14 protein-coding genes and 2 tRNA genes are annotated in these 16,463 nt (G+C 73.3%); 6 read left to right on the top strand and 10 right to left on the bottom strand.

Annotated features, from left to right (window positions below; genetic code table 11):
• The first annotated feature begins 188 nt into the window (after positions 1 to 188).
• From CS2_RS11355 to CS2_RS11335, 5 genes are all read left to right on the top strand, one after another.
• The gene (locus CS2_RS11355; protein WP_070320074.1) at positions 189 to 2,579 is read left to right on the top strand and encodes a glycoside hydrolase family 9 protein; all 2,391 of its coding nucleotides are present in this window, start codon (positions 189 to 191) and stop codon (positions 2,577 to 2,579) included.
• Between the two features lie 248 nt (positions 2,580 to 2,827).
• Positions 2,828 to 3,508, top strand: a complete 681-nt coding sequence (locus tag CS2_RS11350) for a GNAT family N-acetyltransferase (protein WP_070320085.1) — start codon at positions 2,828 to 2,830, stop codon at positions 3,506 to 3,508.
• Positions 3,509 to 3,658: 150 nt separating this feature from the next.
• Positions 3,659 to 4,225: a hypothetical protein gene (locus CS2_RS11345; RefSeq protein ID WP_070320073.1), complete on the top strand. Its 567-nt coding sequence runs from the start codon at positions 3,659 to 3,661 to the stop codon at positions 4,223 to 4,225.
• Positions 4,212 to 5,216, top strand: a complete 1,005-nt coding sequence (locus CS2_RS11340; RefSeq protein ID WP_070320072.1) for a hypothetical protein — start codon at positions 4,212 to 4,214, stop codon at positions 5,214 to 5,216. Before CS2_RS11345 ends, CS2_RS11340 begins: the two co-directional genes overlap by 14 nt.
• Before the next feature lie 129 nt (positions 5,217 to 5,345).
• The gene (locus CS2_RS11335) at positions 5,346 to 5,813 is read left to right on the top strand and encodes an ATP-binding protein (RefSeq protein ID WP_206120021.1); all 468 of its coding nucleotides are present in this window, start codon (positions 5,346 to 5,348) and stop codon (positions 5,811 to 5,813) included.
• Between the two features lie 75 nt (positions 5,814 to 5,888).
• Here the strand turns inward: CS2_RS11335 and CS2_RS11330 are convergent, their stop codons facing one another.
• On the bottom strand, positions 5,889 to 6,524 hold the full coding sequence (locus CS2_RS11330; RefSeq protein WP_070320071.1) for a TetR/AcrR family transcriptional regulator: 636 nt from the start codon (positions 6,522 to 6,524) through the stop codon (positions 5,889 to 5,891).
• 54 nt (positions 6,525 to 6,578) lie between these two features.
• On the opposite strand from CS2_RS11330, the gene CS2_RS11325 reads away from it, so the two are divergent.
• The gene (locus tag CS2_RS11325) at positions 6,579 to 7,988 is read left to right on the top strand and encodes an MFS transporter (protein WP_217997384.1); all 1,410 of its coding nucleotides are present in this window, start codon (positions 6,579 to 6,581) and stop codon (positions 7,986 to 7,988) included.
• Here CS2_RS11325 and CS2_RS11320 read toward each other — a convergent pair.
• The 9 genes from CS2_RS11320 to CS2_RS11285 form a co-directional block, all read right to left on the bottom strand.
• Positions 7,954 to 8,346, bottom strand: coding sequence for a MerR family transcriptional regulator (locus tag CS2_RS11320; protein ID WP_070320070.1), 393 nt, complete (start codon positions 8,344 to 8,346; stop codon positions 7,954 to 7,956). The two genes, CS2_RS11325 and CS2_RS11320, sit on opposite strands and share 35 nt — an antisense overlap.
• Complete coding sequence (locus CS2_RS11315; protein ID WP_070320069.1) at positions 8,343 to 9,308, bottom strand: aldo/keto reductase; 966 nt, start codon at positions 9,306 to 9,308, stop codon at positions 8,343 to 8,345. The genes CS2_RS11320 and CS2_RS11315 overlap by 4 nt, the downstream gene beginning before the upstream one ends.
• A gap of 117 nt (positions 9,309 to 9,425) precedes the next feature.
• Positions 9,426 to 9,498, bottom strand: a tRNA-Ala gene (locus CS2_RS11310).
• A 16-nt stretch (positions 9,499 to 9,514) separates the two neighbouring features.
• Entirely contained in the window at positions 9,515 to 9,634 is a 120-nt protein-coding gene (locus CS2_RS19425; protein ID WP_213319957.1) for a DLW-39 family protein, read from the bottom strand.
• A 61-nt stretch (positions 9,635 to 9,695) separates the two neighbouring features.
• Positions 9,696 to 9,769 (bottom strand) — tRNA-Ile (locus CS2_RS11305).
• Positions 9,770 to 9,903: 134 nt separating this feature from the next.
• The gene (locus CS2_RS11300; protein WP_046529686.1) at positions 9,904 to 10,899 is read right to left on the bottom strand and encodes a DUF3566 domain-containing protein; all 996 of its coding nucleotides are present in this window, start codon (positions 10,897 to 10,899) and stop codon (positions 9,904 to 9,906) included.
• Positions 10,896 to 13,490, bottom strand: coding sequence for a DNA gyrase subunit A (gyrA, locus tag CS2_RS11295; protein ID WP_070320068.1), 2,595 nt, complete (start codon positions 13,488 to 13,490; stop codon positions 10,896 to 10,898). The genes CS2_RS11300 and gyrA overlap by 4 nt, the downstream gene beginning before the upstream one ends.
• A gap of 66 nt (positions 13,491 to 13,556) precedes the next feature.
• A complete protein-coding gene (gene gyrB, locus CS2_RS11290; protein WP_046529684.1) occupies positions 13,557 to 15,632 on the bottom strand; it encodes a DNA topoisomerase (ATP-hydrolyzing) subunit B in 2,076 nt (691 codons plus the stop codon).
• 207 nt (positions 15,633 to 15,839) lie between these two features.
• Positions 15,840 to 16,463 (bottom strand): DciA family protein (locus tag CS2_RS11285; protein ID WP_070320067.1); only part of this gene is annotated, 624 nt, incomplete at its 5' end.

Genomic DNA, 16,463 nt, shown 5'->3' with positions numbered 1-16,463 from the left:
CCCCGGACCGTCCGTCGGTCCGGGGCCGCGGTGCGTCCGGCCTAAACGGTTCGGTCGTTGACCCTCGCGTCCCTCGTCACGACGATCGCGGTACGCCCCCACCCCCGGTGCGACGACGTCGTCGCACCCCGGTGACGGGGTGTGGGAGCGCTCCACCGGCGCTCCTCCCCCGTCGCGAAGGGACGCCGATGTCTCGCCTCACCTCTTCCCGCCCGCGTCGCGCGCTGTGGGCGGGCGCCGCCGTGGCCGCGGTCGTCGCCGGCACGCTCGTGCCCCTCCAGGCCGCCCAGGCGGCACCCGCGCACAACTACGCCGAGGCGCTGCAGAAGTCGATGTTCTTCTACCAGGCGCAGCGCTCGGGCGACCTGCCCGATGACTTCCCGGTGTCCTGGCGCGGCGACTCGGGCCTCGACGACGGCAAGGACGTCGGCAAGGACCTCACGGGCGGGTGGTACGACGCGGGCGACCACGTGAAGTTCGGGCTGCCGATGGCGTTCTCGGCGACGATGCTCGCCTGGGGCGCCATCGAGAGCCCCGAGGGCTACGCGCAGGCCGGCCAGCTCGACGAGCTGCGCGACAACCTCCGCTGGGTCAACGACTACCTGGTCAAGGCCCACACGGCGCCGAACGAGCTGTACGTCCAGGTCGGCAAGGGCGACGACGACCACAAGTGGTGGGGCCCCGCGGAGGTCATGACGATGCCGCGCCCGGCGTACAAGATCAGCGCGACGTGCCCGGGGTCGGACGCCGCCGGCGAGACGGCCGCCGCCATGGCGTCCGCGTCGATCGTCTTCAAGACGGCCGACCCGGCGTACTCGGCGACGCTCCTGACGCACGCGAAGCAGCTGTACACGTTCGCCGACACCTACCGCGGGAACTACTCGGACTGCGTCACGGACGCGCAGGCGTTCTACAAGTCGTGGTCGGGCTACCAGGACGAGCTGGTGTGGGGCGCCTACTGGTTGTACAAGGCCACGGGTGACGCGATGTACCTCGCGAAGGCCGAGACCGAGTACGACAAGCTCAGCAACCAGAACCAGACGAACCTCAAGTCGTACAAGTGGACGGTCGCGTGGGACGACAAGTCCTACGCGGCGTACGCGCTGCTCGCGATGGAGACGGGCAAGCAGAAGTACGTCGACGACGCGAACCGCTGGCTCGACTACTGGACGTCGGGCTACAACGGCGAGCGGATCACCTACTCCCCCGGCGGTCTGGCCGTGCTCGACTCGTGGGGTGCGCTGCGGTACGCCGCCAACACGTCGTTCGTCGCGCTCGTGTACAGCGACTGGCTCACCGACCCGACGCGCAAGGCGCGGTACCACGACTTCGGCGTGCGGCAGATCGGGTATGCGCTCGGCGACAACCCGCGCAAGTCGTCGTACGTCGTCGGGTTCGGCGCCAACCCGCCGCAGAACCCGCACCACCGCACCGCGCACGGGTCGTGGCAGGACTCCAGCAAGGTGCCGGTCGAGACGCGGCACGTGCTGTACGGCGCGCTCGTCGGCGGCCCCGGGTCCGCGAACGACGCCTACACCGACAGCCGCGACGACTACGTCGCCAACGAGGTCGCGACCGACTACAACGCGGGCTTCACGAGCGCCCTGGCCTACCTCACGGCGCAGTACGGCGGCACGCCGCTCGCCGGCTTCCCGGTCGCCGAGACGCCCGACCAGGACGAGCTGTTCGTCGAGGCCAAGCTCAACCAGCCGGCCGGCGGCACGTTCACCGAGGTCAAGGCGATCGTCCGCAACCGCTCGGCGTTCCCCGCCAGGTCCCTGAAGAACGCCACGGTCAGGTACTGGTTCACGCTCGACGCCGGCGTCCCGGCCTCGAGCCTCGCGGTGACCACCAACTACAGCGAGTGCGGCACGACGCCCGCGAAGGTCGTCCCTGCGGGCGGCGCCCTCTACTACGCCGAGCTCAGCTGCGTGGGCCAGGACATCCACCCCGGGGGGCAGTCGCAGCACCGCCGCGAGATCCAGTTCCGTGTCACGGGCGCGGCGGGCTGGGACGCGACGAACGACCCGTCGTTCGTCGGGCTGCCGGCGACGGGCGACCCGGTGAAGACGCGCGCGATCACGCTGTACGACAAGGGCGTGCTGATGTGGGGCACGGAGCCGGGCGGCCCGACGCCGACACCCACCGCGACGCCGACACCCACCGCGACCCCGACGCCGACGGTGACCCCGACGCCCACCGTCACACCGACACCGACACCCACGCCCACGGCGACGCCGACACCCACGCCGACGTCCGGTCCTGCGACGTGCGCCGTCACCTACGCCGCGAGCTCGTGGAGCACGGGCTTCACGGCCTCGGTCCGCCTGCGGAACACCGGCGCCGCTCCCCTCACCTGGTCGCTGACGTTCGACCTGGCTCCGGGCCAGCAGCTCACGCAGGGCTGGAGCGCGACCTGGTCGCAGACCGGTGCGAAGGTCACCGCGACGGGTGCGGCGTGGAACGCCACGCTCGCACCGGGCGCGTCCGTCGACCTCGGGTTCAACGGTTCGCACACCGGCCAGAACCCCGCACCGACGGCGTTCGCCGTCAACGGCACGGCCTGCACGACAGGCTGACGAGCGGGTCCCGGCCCGGTTCGACCTCGCCGTCGCCGGACCGGGACCGCACCACCCCCGGGGAGCGCGCGGTCCGCGTCCGCCGTCCCCGGGTGCGGCGTCCGGCACGGGGGTGGCCGGACGCCGGACGAGGGCGCCGCCCGGCACGGGCGGCGCCCTCGTCGGCCGCGTCGCGCACGACCCGTGCACGACCCGCGCGCGGCGATTCGCGGTTGACCGGCGACGCCGCGCGCGAGGACGCTGCGGTCATGGTCGACACCCCCGCTCCCCTCACCGACGTCGAGATCTGGCCGCTCACGGGGCTGCGGGTGGTGTCCGACGACCTCGAGCTGCGCGCGCCCGACGACCGCACCATGCTCGACCTCGCGCGCCTGGCGGCGCAGGGCGTGCACCGCGAGGACGAGATGCCGTTCGTCGTGCCGTGGACGCGCGGCACGCCCGTGCAGGTGGCGCGCAGCGTCATGACGTACCAGTGGGGCCTGCGGCAGCGGACGACGCCTGCCGACTGGGCGATCGAGCTCGCGGTGCTGCGCGACGGCGAGCCGCTGGGCCTGCAGGGCATGTACGCGAAGGACTTCCGCATCACGCGGACGGCCGAGACGGGCTCGTGGCTCGGCCTACGGCACCAGCACGGCGGCGTCGGCACGCGCATGCGCCTGCTGATCCTGCACCTGCTGTTCGAGGGCCTCGGCGCCGAGCGCGCCACGAGCTCGGCGTTCGTCGACAACCCGGGGTCGACGGGTGTGAGCCGCAAGATCGGCTACCGCGACAACGGCGTGGTCCGGACGGCCCGCGACGGTGCCGCCGTGGACAGCCGGCAGTTCGCGCTCGACCGCGACGCGTGGGACGCACGGCCGGACGCCTTGCGTCTCGACGTCCGGATCGAGGGCCTCGACCCCGTCCTCGACCAGCTCGGGCTCGCGCCCTGAAGCCGGGGGTGCCCCGGTCGGGCGACGCCCCACGCTGGCTGGGCACTTTGCCGTCGCTCGCCCCACGTGTGGTGATCGCCTCACCTTCGCAAGACGATCCGTCGACCGAAGTCCCTGTGCGCCACGGCCCCGCGGGGGTACCGTCCCCGCATGCAGCTCGCCGACCTCCAGGCCCGGGTGCGGATCGCCCTCACCGCGACGCTCGTCGACGAGTGGACGATGTTCGCGCCGTCCGCCGGCACGAGCCGCCCCACCGAACGCACCGTGTCGTTCCACCTCGGGTGGAACCTGCGCGGCACGATCGAGAAGACCTGGGACGTCGACGCGGACTACGACCGGTCGGGCATGGTCCTCGAGGAGTCCGTGCGCCTCGACGGTCCGACGCACCGCGCACCGCACCTGATCGTCCACCACCGTGGCCGGCTGGGACCCGAGCACAACCTGCTGCTCGTGGAGCTCACCGCGGACGCCGCGACCGCCGCGCCCGGCTCGGCCGACCTGGGCGTCGCGCAGGCCATCCAGCGCCGCTTCGGGTACCGCTACGCGGTCGTCCTCGACCTGCGCCTCGACGACGACGCGACGACCGCCGCCGTGCACCCGCACTGGCACTGGTCGACCCTCGACGAGGGCCGCGTCACCGACCAGCCGCAGCCGGTCTACACCGACGACGTCCTCGTCGACGTCCTGACCCGGGCGCGCGCGGGTGCGCACGGCTGACGCCGCGACCGTCGACCTGCTGCTCGCCGGGCCGCGGGGCCGCACGGTGTGCTGGGAGGTCGTGGCCGACGCCGTGCCCGCAGCCCGGGCGGCCGTCCGCGCCGCGGCGGCCGATCCCGCCGGGACGCGCCACGTCGTCGACGCCCTGAGGTCCGCGGGCGACGTCGCGCCGACGCCCGCGGACGTGTCACGCGCTCTCGACCTCGCCGTCGCCGGCGTACGGTACTGGCAGCCGCCGGACGAGCAGGACGCCGTGCTGGCCGACCCCCGCGTCGTGGCGGCGCTCGAGCCCGTCGCCCGCGCTGTGCTCGCTGCACCGTCCACGGGGTGGTGGTCGCAGCCCTGCACGACCGCGGCGCAGGTCCTCACGGCGTACGACGACGCCGCACCTGCCCGCGGCGAGGGCGTGCTCGCCGCGCTCGACGCCTGGCGTGCGCGGGTGGTCGCGGAGGAACGGGAGGCCGGCGGACGTCGCCGGCCGGTGAGCGGGTCGTGGTGGAGCACGCCGGCGTCCGCCGGCCTGACCCGGACGACCCGACGCCTTCCGGACGGCACGGCACCGGGCTTCGACCTCGTCGAGGACGGGGACGGCTGGGACGTGGTGACCGCGTACGCCGTCGACGTCCCGGCCGGCGCGCGCGTCCTCGAGCTCACCGGGCCGGAGGACGTCGCCGCCCTGGTCGCCGACCACCCGCTCGAGGTGACGGCGTCCCGGCAGCGCGACTGGTACGAGGCCACGGGGCGCTCGGGACGGTGGCTCGTGCCGGACCACCGCGCGATCGCCGACGCGTACGACGGCGTGCACGTCACGGTCCTGGCGTGGGCCGCCGCCGCCGGCCGCGCGCTGCCCGTGGGGGAGGGGACCGCGACCGTGCTGGCCGGGTGGGACCCCGACGCGACCTACTGGTACGCCGATGACGTCACGATCTGTACGCCGGGGCGACGATGGTGTCGCGACGACGCACGCTGGCGGCGCGACGTCGCGCGGTGACGCGCGTCTCGACCGTCGGACCGCTCCGACCCGGTGCGGACGATCTCGGCGGGCGCCGGACGCGCTTCCGGGTGCGGGATCGCCCGCGCCCTGTGAGGCTCGTCCTCTCACCATGTCGAGGAGGGGCGTGTGTCGGACGGCGGAGCGGTGTTCGAGGTGCCGGAGGCGGATGCGGGGCTGCCGCTGAGCCGCCCCCCGGAGGGCTTCGCGCCCGTGCGGCGGTGGTCCCTCGAGACGACCGCTCAGCTGCGCAACCTGCGGCACGAGCTCGCCAGCACGATCGCCGACGGGGAGGCGGGCGGCCTGCAGGACCTGGCCGGCACGCCCAAGAAGCTCGTGCTCATCGCGACCGAGCTCGCGGCGAACGCGCTCACGCACGGGCTGCCGCCGACGATCGTGCAGCTCTCGCGGCGTGACGACAGCTGGCTGCTCGACGTCGCCGACCACGACCCCGAGTCGGTCCCCGTGTACGCGGGCGCGCGCATCACGGGCGCGGGCGGGCTCGGGCTGCACCTCGCGCGGCAGCTGTCGCTCGAGGTCGGGTGGTACACCACGGACTCGACCAAGAACATCTGGGCGACGTTCCCCGTCCGCTGACGGCCGGACCACCCGGTCGGTCGGCCGTGACCCGGCGCGGTCGGCGCTGGTCCTTCGTCGCGCCGTCGACCGCGGTCAGCGCTCGTGCGCGTGGCGGGACCGCCAGGAGTCCGTGGCGACCCCGGCCATGACGACGTGGACGACGTCCTCGGCGAGCGACGGCGTGACGGGCAGGTGGCCGAACAGGAGCCGGTAGTAGGCGGTCGCGCCGAGCATGTCGAGCAGGAGGTCGACGTCGGCGTCGGGCACGATGTCGCCGCGCTCGACACCGCGGCGCAGCGCCTCGGCCGTCGAGGCGCGGCGGGGGTGGAAGAGCCGCCCGAAGAACGCGGACTCGAGCTCGGGGTCGTCCGCGAGGTCGGCGACGAGCGCGGGGAGCACGCGACGCCCGAGGCCGGCGCCGAACGCGGGGCTGAGCGTGCCGATGCCGGCGATCAGGTCGCAGTGCGTGCACCCCGTGTCGGGGGTGGGGGCGGGCCCGATGCGGTCGAGGAGCGTGTCGACCACGAGGTGCTGGCGGGAGCGCCAGCGGCGCCGCACCGCGGGCGTGCTGGTGCCCGCGCGGTGCGCGACCTCGTCGAGGGTGAAGCCGGCGTAGCCGCGCTCCTCGAGGACCTCCAGCGCTGCGGTCTGCACCGCGGCGTCGATCCGCGGGTCGCGCGGCCGCCCTCGCGCGGGCGCGGGCCTGCTGGTGTTCTCCGGCGAGGGCATGGCGTCATCCTAGTATATGTTTCGTTTTGATACGGAACGTAAAAGGAGGACGCAGTGACGGACGTGCAACGGGACCCGGTGACGCCCACCGACGACGAGACCGGCGTGCTGGGCCCGCGATACCGGGCGCTGACCCTCGGCGTGCTGCTGTCGGTCGGCATGGTCGCGTTCGAGTCGCTCGGCGTCGCGACCGTGCTGCCCGTGATCGCCCGCGACCTCGACGGGCTCGGCGCCTACGGGTGGGGGCTGTCCGCGCTCATGCTGGCGAACGTCGTCGGCACCGTCCTCGCCGGCCGCGCCGCCGACCGCCGCGGACCCGCCGGTCCGATGACCCTCGGCATGGTCGTCTTCCTCGCCGGGTGCGTCGTCGCGGGCGTCGCGGGGTCCTGGCCGCTCTTCCTCGTCGGCCGCGTCCTGCAGGGGCTCGGCGTCGGCGCGGTCATGGCCATGGCGTACACCGTGATCGGCCTGGCCTACCCGGAGGCCCTGCGCGCGCGGATGTTCGCACTGCTGTCCTCGGCGTGGACCGTCCCGTCGCTCGTCGGGCCCTTCGCCGCGGGCCTGCTCGCCGACGGCGTCGGGTGGCGCTGGGTGTTCGGCATGATGCTGCCCGTCGTCGCCGTCGCGGCCGCCCTCACGCTCCCCGCGCTGCGGCGCCTGCCCCACGCGACCGGCGCCGACGCACCGGCACCGGCGGCCGTCCCCTGGTGGCGCGGCCCCCTCGTGAGCTCCGTCCAGCTCACCGTCGGCACGGCGCTGCTGCTGCACGCGCTGCTGCTGCAGGACGTGCGCCTGCTCGTCGCGCTCGCGGTCGTCGGCGTCGTCGCCGCGGTGCCCGCGCTGCGGCGCGTGACGCCTGCCGGCACGCTCGCCGCACGGCGCGGCGTCGCCGCCGGGATCGTCGTCCGCGCGCTGCTCAGCGGCGCCTACTTCGGCAGCGAGGCGTTCCTGCCCCTCGGCCTGCAGGAGCTGCGCGGGCAGAGCGCGACGGCGGCCGGCCTCGGGCTGTCCGCGGGCGCGCTGACCTGGGTCGCGGGGTCGTTCCTGCAGGCGCGCTGGGACGGCGCGCGTCCGACCGCGCGCGGACGCGGCGTCGCCGTCGGGTCGGCGGTCCTGCTCGTCGGCACCGCCGCGATCGCGCTGACGATCCTCACGGACGCCGTTCCCGCGTGGTGCGCCGTGCTCGGGTGGGCGGTCGCGGGCCTCGGCATGGGCGTGGCGTTCAACGCCTCGACGACCGAGACCCTCGGGCAGGCGCCGGCCACGCAGCAGGGGCTCGTCAGCAGCTCGCTGCAGCTCGCGCAGACCCTCGCCACGGCCCTCGTCGCCGGGGTGGGCGGCGCCGCCCTCGCGCACGCCGGCACCTCGGTGCCCGCCCTGCGGACCGCGCTCGTCGCCGTGTTCGTCGCGACCGGGGTCCTGGCGACGCTCAGCGTCCTGCTGTCGCGCCGGCTGCGGCCGTGAGCCGCGCGTCGTAGTCCGCGATCTTGCCGTCGATCACGGCCAGCGACCGCGTCAGCGCCGCGATGCGCACCGTCAGGACCTCGCGGTGCGCCCGGAGCAGCGCGAGCCGCTCCGGGACGCCCGCGGGGTCCTGCCCGACCAGCTGCGTGAACGTCGCGATCTCCGCCAGCGGCATCCCGGTGTCCCGCAGGTGCAGCAGCACCTCCAGCAGGTGCAGGTCGTGCTCGGAGTACCGCCGCCGCCCGCCGGCGTCCCGCTCCGCCTGCGGCAGCACGCCCGCACGCTCGTAGTAGCGCAGCGCGTCGACGCTCAGGCCCAGCCGCCGCGCGACCTCACCGATCGGGTAGCCGTCGCTCACGGGCCCACCGTACGTGCCGCGTCGAGCGCCGCCACCACCTCCGCGGGCAGACCCGCGCTCACGGCGTGCACCGCGGACGCGAGCTGCTCCGGGCTCGACACGCCCACGACCGGCAGCACCGGCCGGGGGAGCGACGTCATCCACGCGAGCACCACCTGCCCCGCGTCCAGGCCCGTGACGGCCGCCGCGTCGGCCAGCGCCGCGAGCTGCGTCGCGGTGCCCCCGTGCCGGTAGGGCTCCGGCAGCTCCTTGTCAGGTCGCGTGTACGCGCCGTGGAGCAGCGGCGAGTAGCCGATCAGCGTGAGGTCCGCGTCGTCGGCGACACCCCTGACGGCCTCGTCGAGCACGACCTGCGGCAGCAGGTCCACGCCCGGCACCGTCGTGAGGTACGTGAAGCGCTGCTGGAGCACCGCGTAGGCCGGGCCGTCACCCGCCGCCGCCAGCGCCGCCGCGAGCCGCGGGGCCGTCAGGTTCGAGCAGCCGATGACGCGGGCCGTCCCGCGTCGTACCTCGGCCTGCAACGCCCCCACCGTCTCCTCGAGCGGCACCGAGGTGTCGTCGACGTGCGCGTAGAGCACGTCCAGACGGTCGGTGCGCAGCCGCGCCAGGCTCGCGTCGACCTGCGCGCGCACGGCCGCAGCCCCCAGCCCCAGCGCGTCCGCGAAGCTCCGGCCGCCCGGGCGCGGGCGAGCGCCGATCTTCGAGGCGAGCGTCACGCGGTCGCGGGCACCCGGCCGGGCGGCGAACCACCCGCCCAGGGTGCTCTCGGACTCGTCACCCGTGGCTCCGTCGACCCAGAAGGCGTAGTTGTTCGCGGTGTCGAGGAACGTCGCACCCGCGTCCAGCGCCGCGTCGAGGATCCGGTGCGAGGTGGGGGTGTCGAGGGTGGTGCCGAAGGGCAGCGTGCCCACCGCGAGCGGGGGCACCGCCGGCCCCTGCCGTCCGAGCGTGATCGTCTCCATGCCCGGCACCCTGCTGCCTGGAGCGCACTCCAGGTCAAGTCGGCCCGACGACCGCGCACGCCCCGGAACGACGCGAGACGCCCCGCCGTCGGGCGGAGCGTCTCGCGTGGACGTACGTGGAGCCAAGGGGACTCGAACCCCTAACCCCCTGCTTGCAAAGCAGGTGCGCTACCAATTGCGCCATGGCCCCCGGTCGAGCCGACCGGTCACTCGAAGGTGTCGGTGACCTCGGCCCACAGGTCGCGCTCGTCGCGGTCCTGCGCGTACTTCTGCCAGGCGACGTAGCCGACGGCCGCAACCGCGGCCAGGAGCAGGAGCTTCTTCATCGGGTCCCCCGTCTCGGGTGCTTCCGGTCGGTCCGCGGGGCGCGCGGCATGCGGTGCAGGGTGGGCCTAACAGGACTTGAACCTGTGACCTCTTCCTTATCAGGGAAGCGCTCTAACCGTCTGAGCTATAGGCCCGTCACGCCACCCGTCGACGTCGTTCCCGCGAGGGAAACGCACCGGTGGGGGCGACGGTCGAGACTACCCCAGGCGGGCCGCCGCGCCCAAACCGGCGGCCGGGAGCCGATCGGCCCGTCGGGGGAGTGGACGGATCACTCGTCCGTCATGGTCACGTGCACGCCGCCGACCAGCGCCGCCACGATGTTGTAGAGGAACGCACCGATCGTCGCGAGCGCCGTCAGCAGGAAGACGTCGATGACGGCCACGAGGGTCGCCGCCGACACCGTCTTCTCGAACGACACGTAGTCCATGATCGTCAGGTCCGTGCCGCTGCCGACGACCTGCTTCACCAGGTCGTCGATCGTCGCGAACACGTGCAGCCCGTCGAGCGTGAACCACACCACGACCGCCGCGACGACGATCATGATGCCGACCGCGACCGACAGCAGGAACGCGAGCTTCATGACCGACCACGGGTCGACACGCGAGACCGCGAGGCGCACGCGGCGCGGGCCGCCACCCCCCACCGACGGGACGCGTCCCGTCGCCGGACGGGCGGTGGCCCCGGTGACGGGCGCGGTGGACCGCGGCGCGGGGCGCTCAGCGGTCGACGGACCCGCCTTCGACGGTGTCGTGGTCATGTCGGCATCCTCGGTGCGGGGTCGGGTCAGCTGAGCGTACGCCCTGGAGAGCCCGGAACCCGTGGCTCCGGCGGCCTTCTTGAACCACACGGTCGTCGCGTCGACCGCCGTCACCAGGGGAGAGGGCTGGTCGGCACCGGCTCCGGCCTCGCCGTCCGTCCGCGGTGCGGGCACCTCGGGCGCGGTCGGGACGTCCCTCTCGGCCGGCGCCTCGGGGGCCTTCGCGGACGACGTGGTGCGGGCGACCTTCTCGGACGACGCGCCCGTGGCCTTCTCCGACGCCGGGGCGGGGGCCTTCGTGCCCGTGGACCGCTCGGCGGGCTTCGCCGCGGCCCCGCCCGACGCGGTGCCGGCGGACGTCCGCCCGGCGGTCGACGTGGCGCCGCCCTCACCCTTCTCCTGCTGCGCGGACCGGGCCCCGCCCGACGCCGAGGGGCGGCCGCCACCGGCGGTCACGGGCGTCGTGGGCCGCTTGCGCGGCGGGATCGAGGGGGGCGTGTCGCTCATGCGTCCTCCGAGGGCCGGTCACCGCTGTCGGGCACCGACCCCTCCGGGTCCGGTACGTCGGATGTGTCGGTGTCGCTGACGTTCTCGTCCACGGTACCGCCATCGTCCGCGAGGTGACGCTCGGTGTTCCGGGCCACCGCGATGATGCGGTCGCCGGCGTCCGGCTTGGCGAAGATCACGCCCTGGGTGTTGCGTCCCGTGGCGTTGACCTCGGAGGTCGAGGACCGCACGATCTTGCCGCGCTCCATGATGACGAGCACCTCGTCGTCGGCGTCCGTCACCAGGGCGCCCACGAGCTCGCCGTTCGCCTCGGGCAGGTTCGCGACCTTGATGCCGAGACCGCCACGGCCCTGCTGGCGGTAGTTCTCGACCGTCAGCGCGGTGCGCTTGGCGATGCCGCCCTCGGTGACGGTGAACAGGAACGCGTCCTCACGCACGACGTCCATCGCGAGCAGGTCGTCGTCGCCGCGGAACTTCATGCCCGTGACGCCGCTCGTCGCACGACCCATGGGCCGCAGCGCCTCGTCGGACGCCGTGAAGCGCACCGACTGGCCGAGCCGCGACACCAGGATGACGTCCTGGTCGGAGTCGACCAGCCGCGCCGAGACCAGCTCGTCGGCCCGGCCCTCGTCGTCCTCGCGCAGGTTGATCGCGATGACGCCGCCCGTGCGGTTCGAGTCGTACTCCGTCAGGCGCGTCTTCTTCACCAGCCCACGGCGCGTCGCGAGCACCAGGTGCTCGGCCTGCTCGTAGTCGCGCAGGTCCAGGACCTGCGCGATCTTCTCGCCCGGCTGGAACGCCAGCAGGTTCGCGACGTGCTGACCCTTGGCGTCGCGGCCGCCCTCGGGCAGCTCGTACGCCTTCGCGCGGTACACGCGGCCCAGGTTCGTGAAGAACAGCAGCCAGTGGTGCGTCGTCGTGACGAAGAAGTGGTCGACGATGTCGTCCTCGCGCAGCTGCGCGCCGCGCACCCCCTTGCCGCCGCGACGCTGCGCACGGTACGCGTCGACACGCGTGCGCTTGGCGTAGCCGCCGCGCGTGATCGTGACGACCACGTCCTCCTCGGCGATGAGGTCCTCGATCGAGACCTCGCCGTCGAACGGCAGGATGTGCGTGCGCCGCTCGTCGCCGTACTTGTCGACGATCGTCGCGAGCTCCTCCGACACGATCGTGCGCTGCCGCTCGGGCGAGCCGAGGATCTCGTTGAGCTCGGTGATGATCGCCTGCAGCTTGGCGTGCTCCTCGAGGATCTCCTGGCGCTGCAGCGCGGCCAGGCGGCGCAGCTGCAGGTTGAGGATCGCCTGCGCCTGCTCCTCGTCGATGCCGAGGAGCTCCATGAGGCCCGTGCGCGCGACCTCGGCGTCGGGGGAGCGGCGGATCAGCGCGATGACCTCGTCGAGCGCGTCGAGCGCCTTGAGGTACCCGCGGTAGATGTGGATGCGCGCCTCGGCCTGCGCCAGGCGGTACCGCGTGCGGCGCTGGATGACGTCGATCTGGTGCGACGTCCAGTGCCGCACGAACGCGTCGAGGCTCAGCGTGCGCGGCACGCCGTCGACCAGCGCGAGCATGTTCGCGCCGAACGTGTCCTGCAGCTGGGTGTGCTTGTACAGGTTGTTGAGCACGACCTTCGCGACCGCGTCGCGCTTGAGCACGATCACCAGGCGCTGGCCGGTACGGCCCGACGTCTCGTCGCGGATGTCGGCGATGCCCTGCACACGGCCCTCGCGGACCAGGTCCGCGATCTTCTTCGCGAGCGTGTCCGGGTTCACCTGGTACGGCAGCTCGGTGACCACGAGGCACTGCCGGCCCTGGATCTCCTCGACCTCGACGACCGCGCGCATCGTGATCGAGCCGCGGCCCGTGCGGTACGCGTCCTCGATGCCGCGCCGGCCCAGGATCGTCGCGGCGGTCGGGAAGTCGGGGCCCTTGATGCGCTGCATGAGCGCCTCGAGCAGCTCCTCCTTGGTGGCCTCCGGGTTCTCCAGGTGCCACTGCACGCCCGCCGCGACCTCGCGCAGGTTGTGCGGCGGGATGTTCGTGGCCATGCCGACGGCGATGCCGGCGGAGCCGTTGACCAGCAGGTTCGGGAACCGCGACGGCAGGACCGTGGGCTCCTGCGTGTGCCCGTCGTAGTTGTCCTGGAAGTCGACCGCGTCCTCGTCGATGTCGCGGACCATCTCCATGGCCAGCGGCGCCATCTTGCACTCGGTGTACCGCGGCGCAGCGGCCGGGTCGTCGCCCGGGGAGCCGAAGTTGCCCTGGCCCGCGACCAGCGGGTACCGCATCGACCAGTCCTGCACGAGGCGGACCAGCGCGTCGTAGATCGCCGTGTCGCCGTGCGGGTGGTACTTGCCCATGACGTCGCCGACCACGCGGCTGCACTTCGAGAACTGCCGGTCGGGCCGGTAGCCGCCGTCGTACATCGCGTACAGCACGCGGCGGTGCACGGGCTTGAGGCCGTCACGCACGTCCGGCAGCGCACGGCCGACGATGACGGCCATCGCGTAGTCCAGGTACGAGCGCTGCATCTCGAGCTGCAGGTCGACCTGCTCGATGCGGCCGTGCTCGATGTCGCCGGGGGTCTCGGTCACGTGCGGGTCACTCCAGTCGTCGGCGCGAGGTCAGGGGCGGGCGGGCCGGGGTCGCCGGCGCGCGCGTCAGATGTCGAGGAAGCGGACGTCCTTGGCGTTGCGCTGGATGAACGAGCGTCGCGCCTCGACGTCCTCGCCCATGAGCACCGAGAAGATCTCGTCCGCGGCCGCGGCCTCGTCGAGCGTCACCTGCAGCAGCGTGCGGTGCTCGGGCGACATGGTGGTCTCCCAGAGCTCCGAGTAGTCCATCTCGCCGAGACCCTTGTACCGCTGGATCGCGTTCTCCTTGGGCAGCCGCTTGCCGTTCGCGCGGCCCTCGGTGACGAACGCGTCCCGCTCGCGGTCCGAGTAGACGTAGTCGTGGTCCGCGTTGGTCCACTTGATGCGGTACAGCGGCGGCTGCGCCATGTACACGTGCCCGGCCGTGATGAGCTCGGGCATGTACCGGAACAGCAGCGTGAGCAGCAGCGTGCGGATGTGCTGGCCGTCGACGTCGGCGTCGGCCATGAGCACGATCTTGTGGTACCGCAGCTTCGAGACGTCGAAGTCCTCGCCGATGCCGGTGCCGAACGCCGTGATGAGCGCCTGCACCTCCTGGTTGCTCAGCGCCTTGTCGAGGCGCGCACGCTCGACGTTGAGGATCTTCCCGCGGATCGGCATGATCGCCTGCGTCCGCGGGTTGCGGCCGCGCACCGCCGAGCCGCCGGCCGAGTCGCCCTCGACGATGAAGACCTCGCACTCCTCCGGCCGGTTGGACTGGCAGTCCTTGAGCTTGCCGGGCATCGAGTGCGAGTCGAGCAGGCCCTTGCGGCGCGTCGCCTCGCGGGCCTTGCGGGCCGCGAGCCGCGCCGCCGCCGCCTGGATCGACTTGCGGATGACGTCCTTCGCCTCCGACGGGTGCGCGTCGAGCCACGCGCCGAGCTGGTCGTTGACGACCGACTGCACGAACCGCTTGGCCTCGGTGTTGCCGAGCTTCGTCTTGGTCTGGCCCTCGAACTGCGGCTCGCCGAGCTTGACGGAGATGACGGCGGTGAGCCCCTCGCGGATGTCGTCGCCCGTGAGGTTCTCCTCCTTCTCCTTGAGGATGTTCTTCTCGCGCGCGTAGCGGTTGATGAGCGACGTCATCGCCGCGCGGAAGCCCTCCTCGTGCGTGCCGCCCTCGGTCGTCGAGATCGTGTTGGCGTACGTGTGCACCGACTCGGAGTACGCGGTGGTCCACTGCAGCGCGATCTCCACCGAGATCTTGCGGACCGTGTCCTCGGCCTCGAAGTCGATGACGTCCGGGTGGACGACCTCGACCTTCTTGGCCGAGTTGAGGTGCTTGACGTAGTCGACCAGGCCGCCGTCGTAGCGGTAGGACACCGTGCGCGGCGCGGCACCCTCGCCGGCCGGCGAGCTCTCGCCGGCGATCTCGTCGTCGGTGTCGGTGTGCTGGGGACGCTCGTCGACGAGCGTGATGCGCAGGCCCTTGTTGAGGAACGCCATCTGCTGGAAGCGCGCGCGCAGCGTCTCGAAGTCGTAGTCGACGGTCTCGAAGATCGACGGGTCGGCCCAGAACGTCTGCGACGTGCCGGTCTCGTCGGTCGCGGCGCCGCGCTGGAGCTCACCCACCGGCTTGCCGCCGTCGGCGAAGTCCATGGTCCACGTCGCACCGTCGCGCTTGACGACCGTGCGCACGCGCGTCGACAGCGCGTTGACGACCGAGATGCCGACGCCGTGCAGCCCGCCGGACACGGCGTACCCGCTGCCACCGAACTTGCCACCCGCGTGCAGGATCGTCATGACGACCTCGACCGTGGGACGCCCCTCGGTCGGGTGGATCGCGACCGGGATGCCACGGCCGTTGTCGGTGACGCGCACGCCGCCGTCGGCGAGCAGCGTCACCTCGATCGTGTCGCAGTAGCCGGCCAGGGCCTCGTCGACCGAGTTGTCGACGACCTCGTACACGAGGTGGTGCAGACCGCGCGCACCGGTCGAGCCGATGTACATGCCGGGGCGCTTGCGGACGGCCTCGAGGCCCTCGAGGACGGTGATCGCGCTGGCGTCGTAGTCGCCGCCGCTCGGGCGCGCGGGCGCGGGGGTGCTGCCCTGCCCCTCGTCGTTCGTGTCCTGCGGGTCGAGAGGGGTGCTCTGGTCGGCCACGGGCAGCGGTTCTCCTCGAGAGCTCGGTACGCGCCAGGCGCGTCGTGAGCGGCTGCGAGCCGTCGGGAGTCCGGATCACCCCACAGCGGCGGAGTTCTCGTCTCACGAGGGCAGGCAGGCGGCTCTGTTGACCCGTCCAGTCTACCTCCCGGGCGCCCGTTCCCGGGCAGGAGGCACCAGGGGTGTCACGGTCGTCGCGGCGCGCGGTCAGCCGTAGGTGTCACGCGGACCGCGCCCGGCGACCCGCCGCGGACCCCGCCCGAACCCGTGACCCACCGGACCGAGCACGTCCACCTGCACCACGACGCCCGGACCGAGCGCCTCGTCGAACCGCGCGAGCATCGCCGGTGCCAGCAGCCGCAGGTTCGCGGCCCACGCGGTCGACGACGCCCGCACCGTCAGCAGCCCCGCCGCGAACGAGACGTACTCGCAGTGGTCCGCGACCTGCGGACCGACGATCTGCGCCCACCGGTGCACGAGGTCGCCCACCACGAGGCCCGGCTCCCAGCCGAGGTCCCGCGCCAGCAGCCCCGCCGAGATCGCGAGCGGCTGCGGGTCCCGCGGTCCGGGCGCCGACCCGCTGCTCACGGGACGCGACGGCGTCACGCCTGGTCGCAGCCCGCGCGCGCGAGCGGCGGCCTTCGCCCGGGCCAGCGCGGCCCGGGCCACCTGCTCGGGCGGCGTCAGGTCGATGAGCTCGGCCACGGGGACGCCGTCGGGCACCGCCGTGGGCGCCGGCAGCAGCGCGTCGTCGTCGCCGGCACCCGTCACCGGCGCGACGCCGTCCGGCGCGGGCCCCCGCGCCGGACGGGCGACCGCGCGGGACCGGGA

This window comes from Cellulomonas iranensis NBRC 101100 = JCM 18110 (assembly GCF_001552375.1).
In the GTDB taxonomy this organism is placed as follows: domain Bacteria; phylum Actinomycetota; class Actinomycetes; order Actinomycetales; family Cellulomonadaceae; genus Cellulomonas; species Cellulomonas iranensis.
Note: the sequence above shows the minus strand (reverse complement) of the source record. Positions and strands in the feature narration are given on the sequence as shown.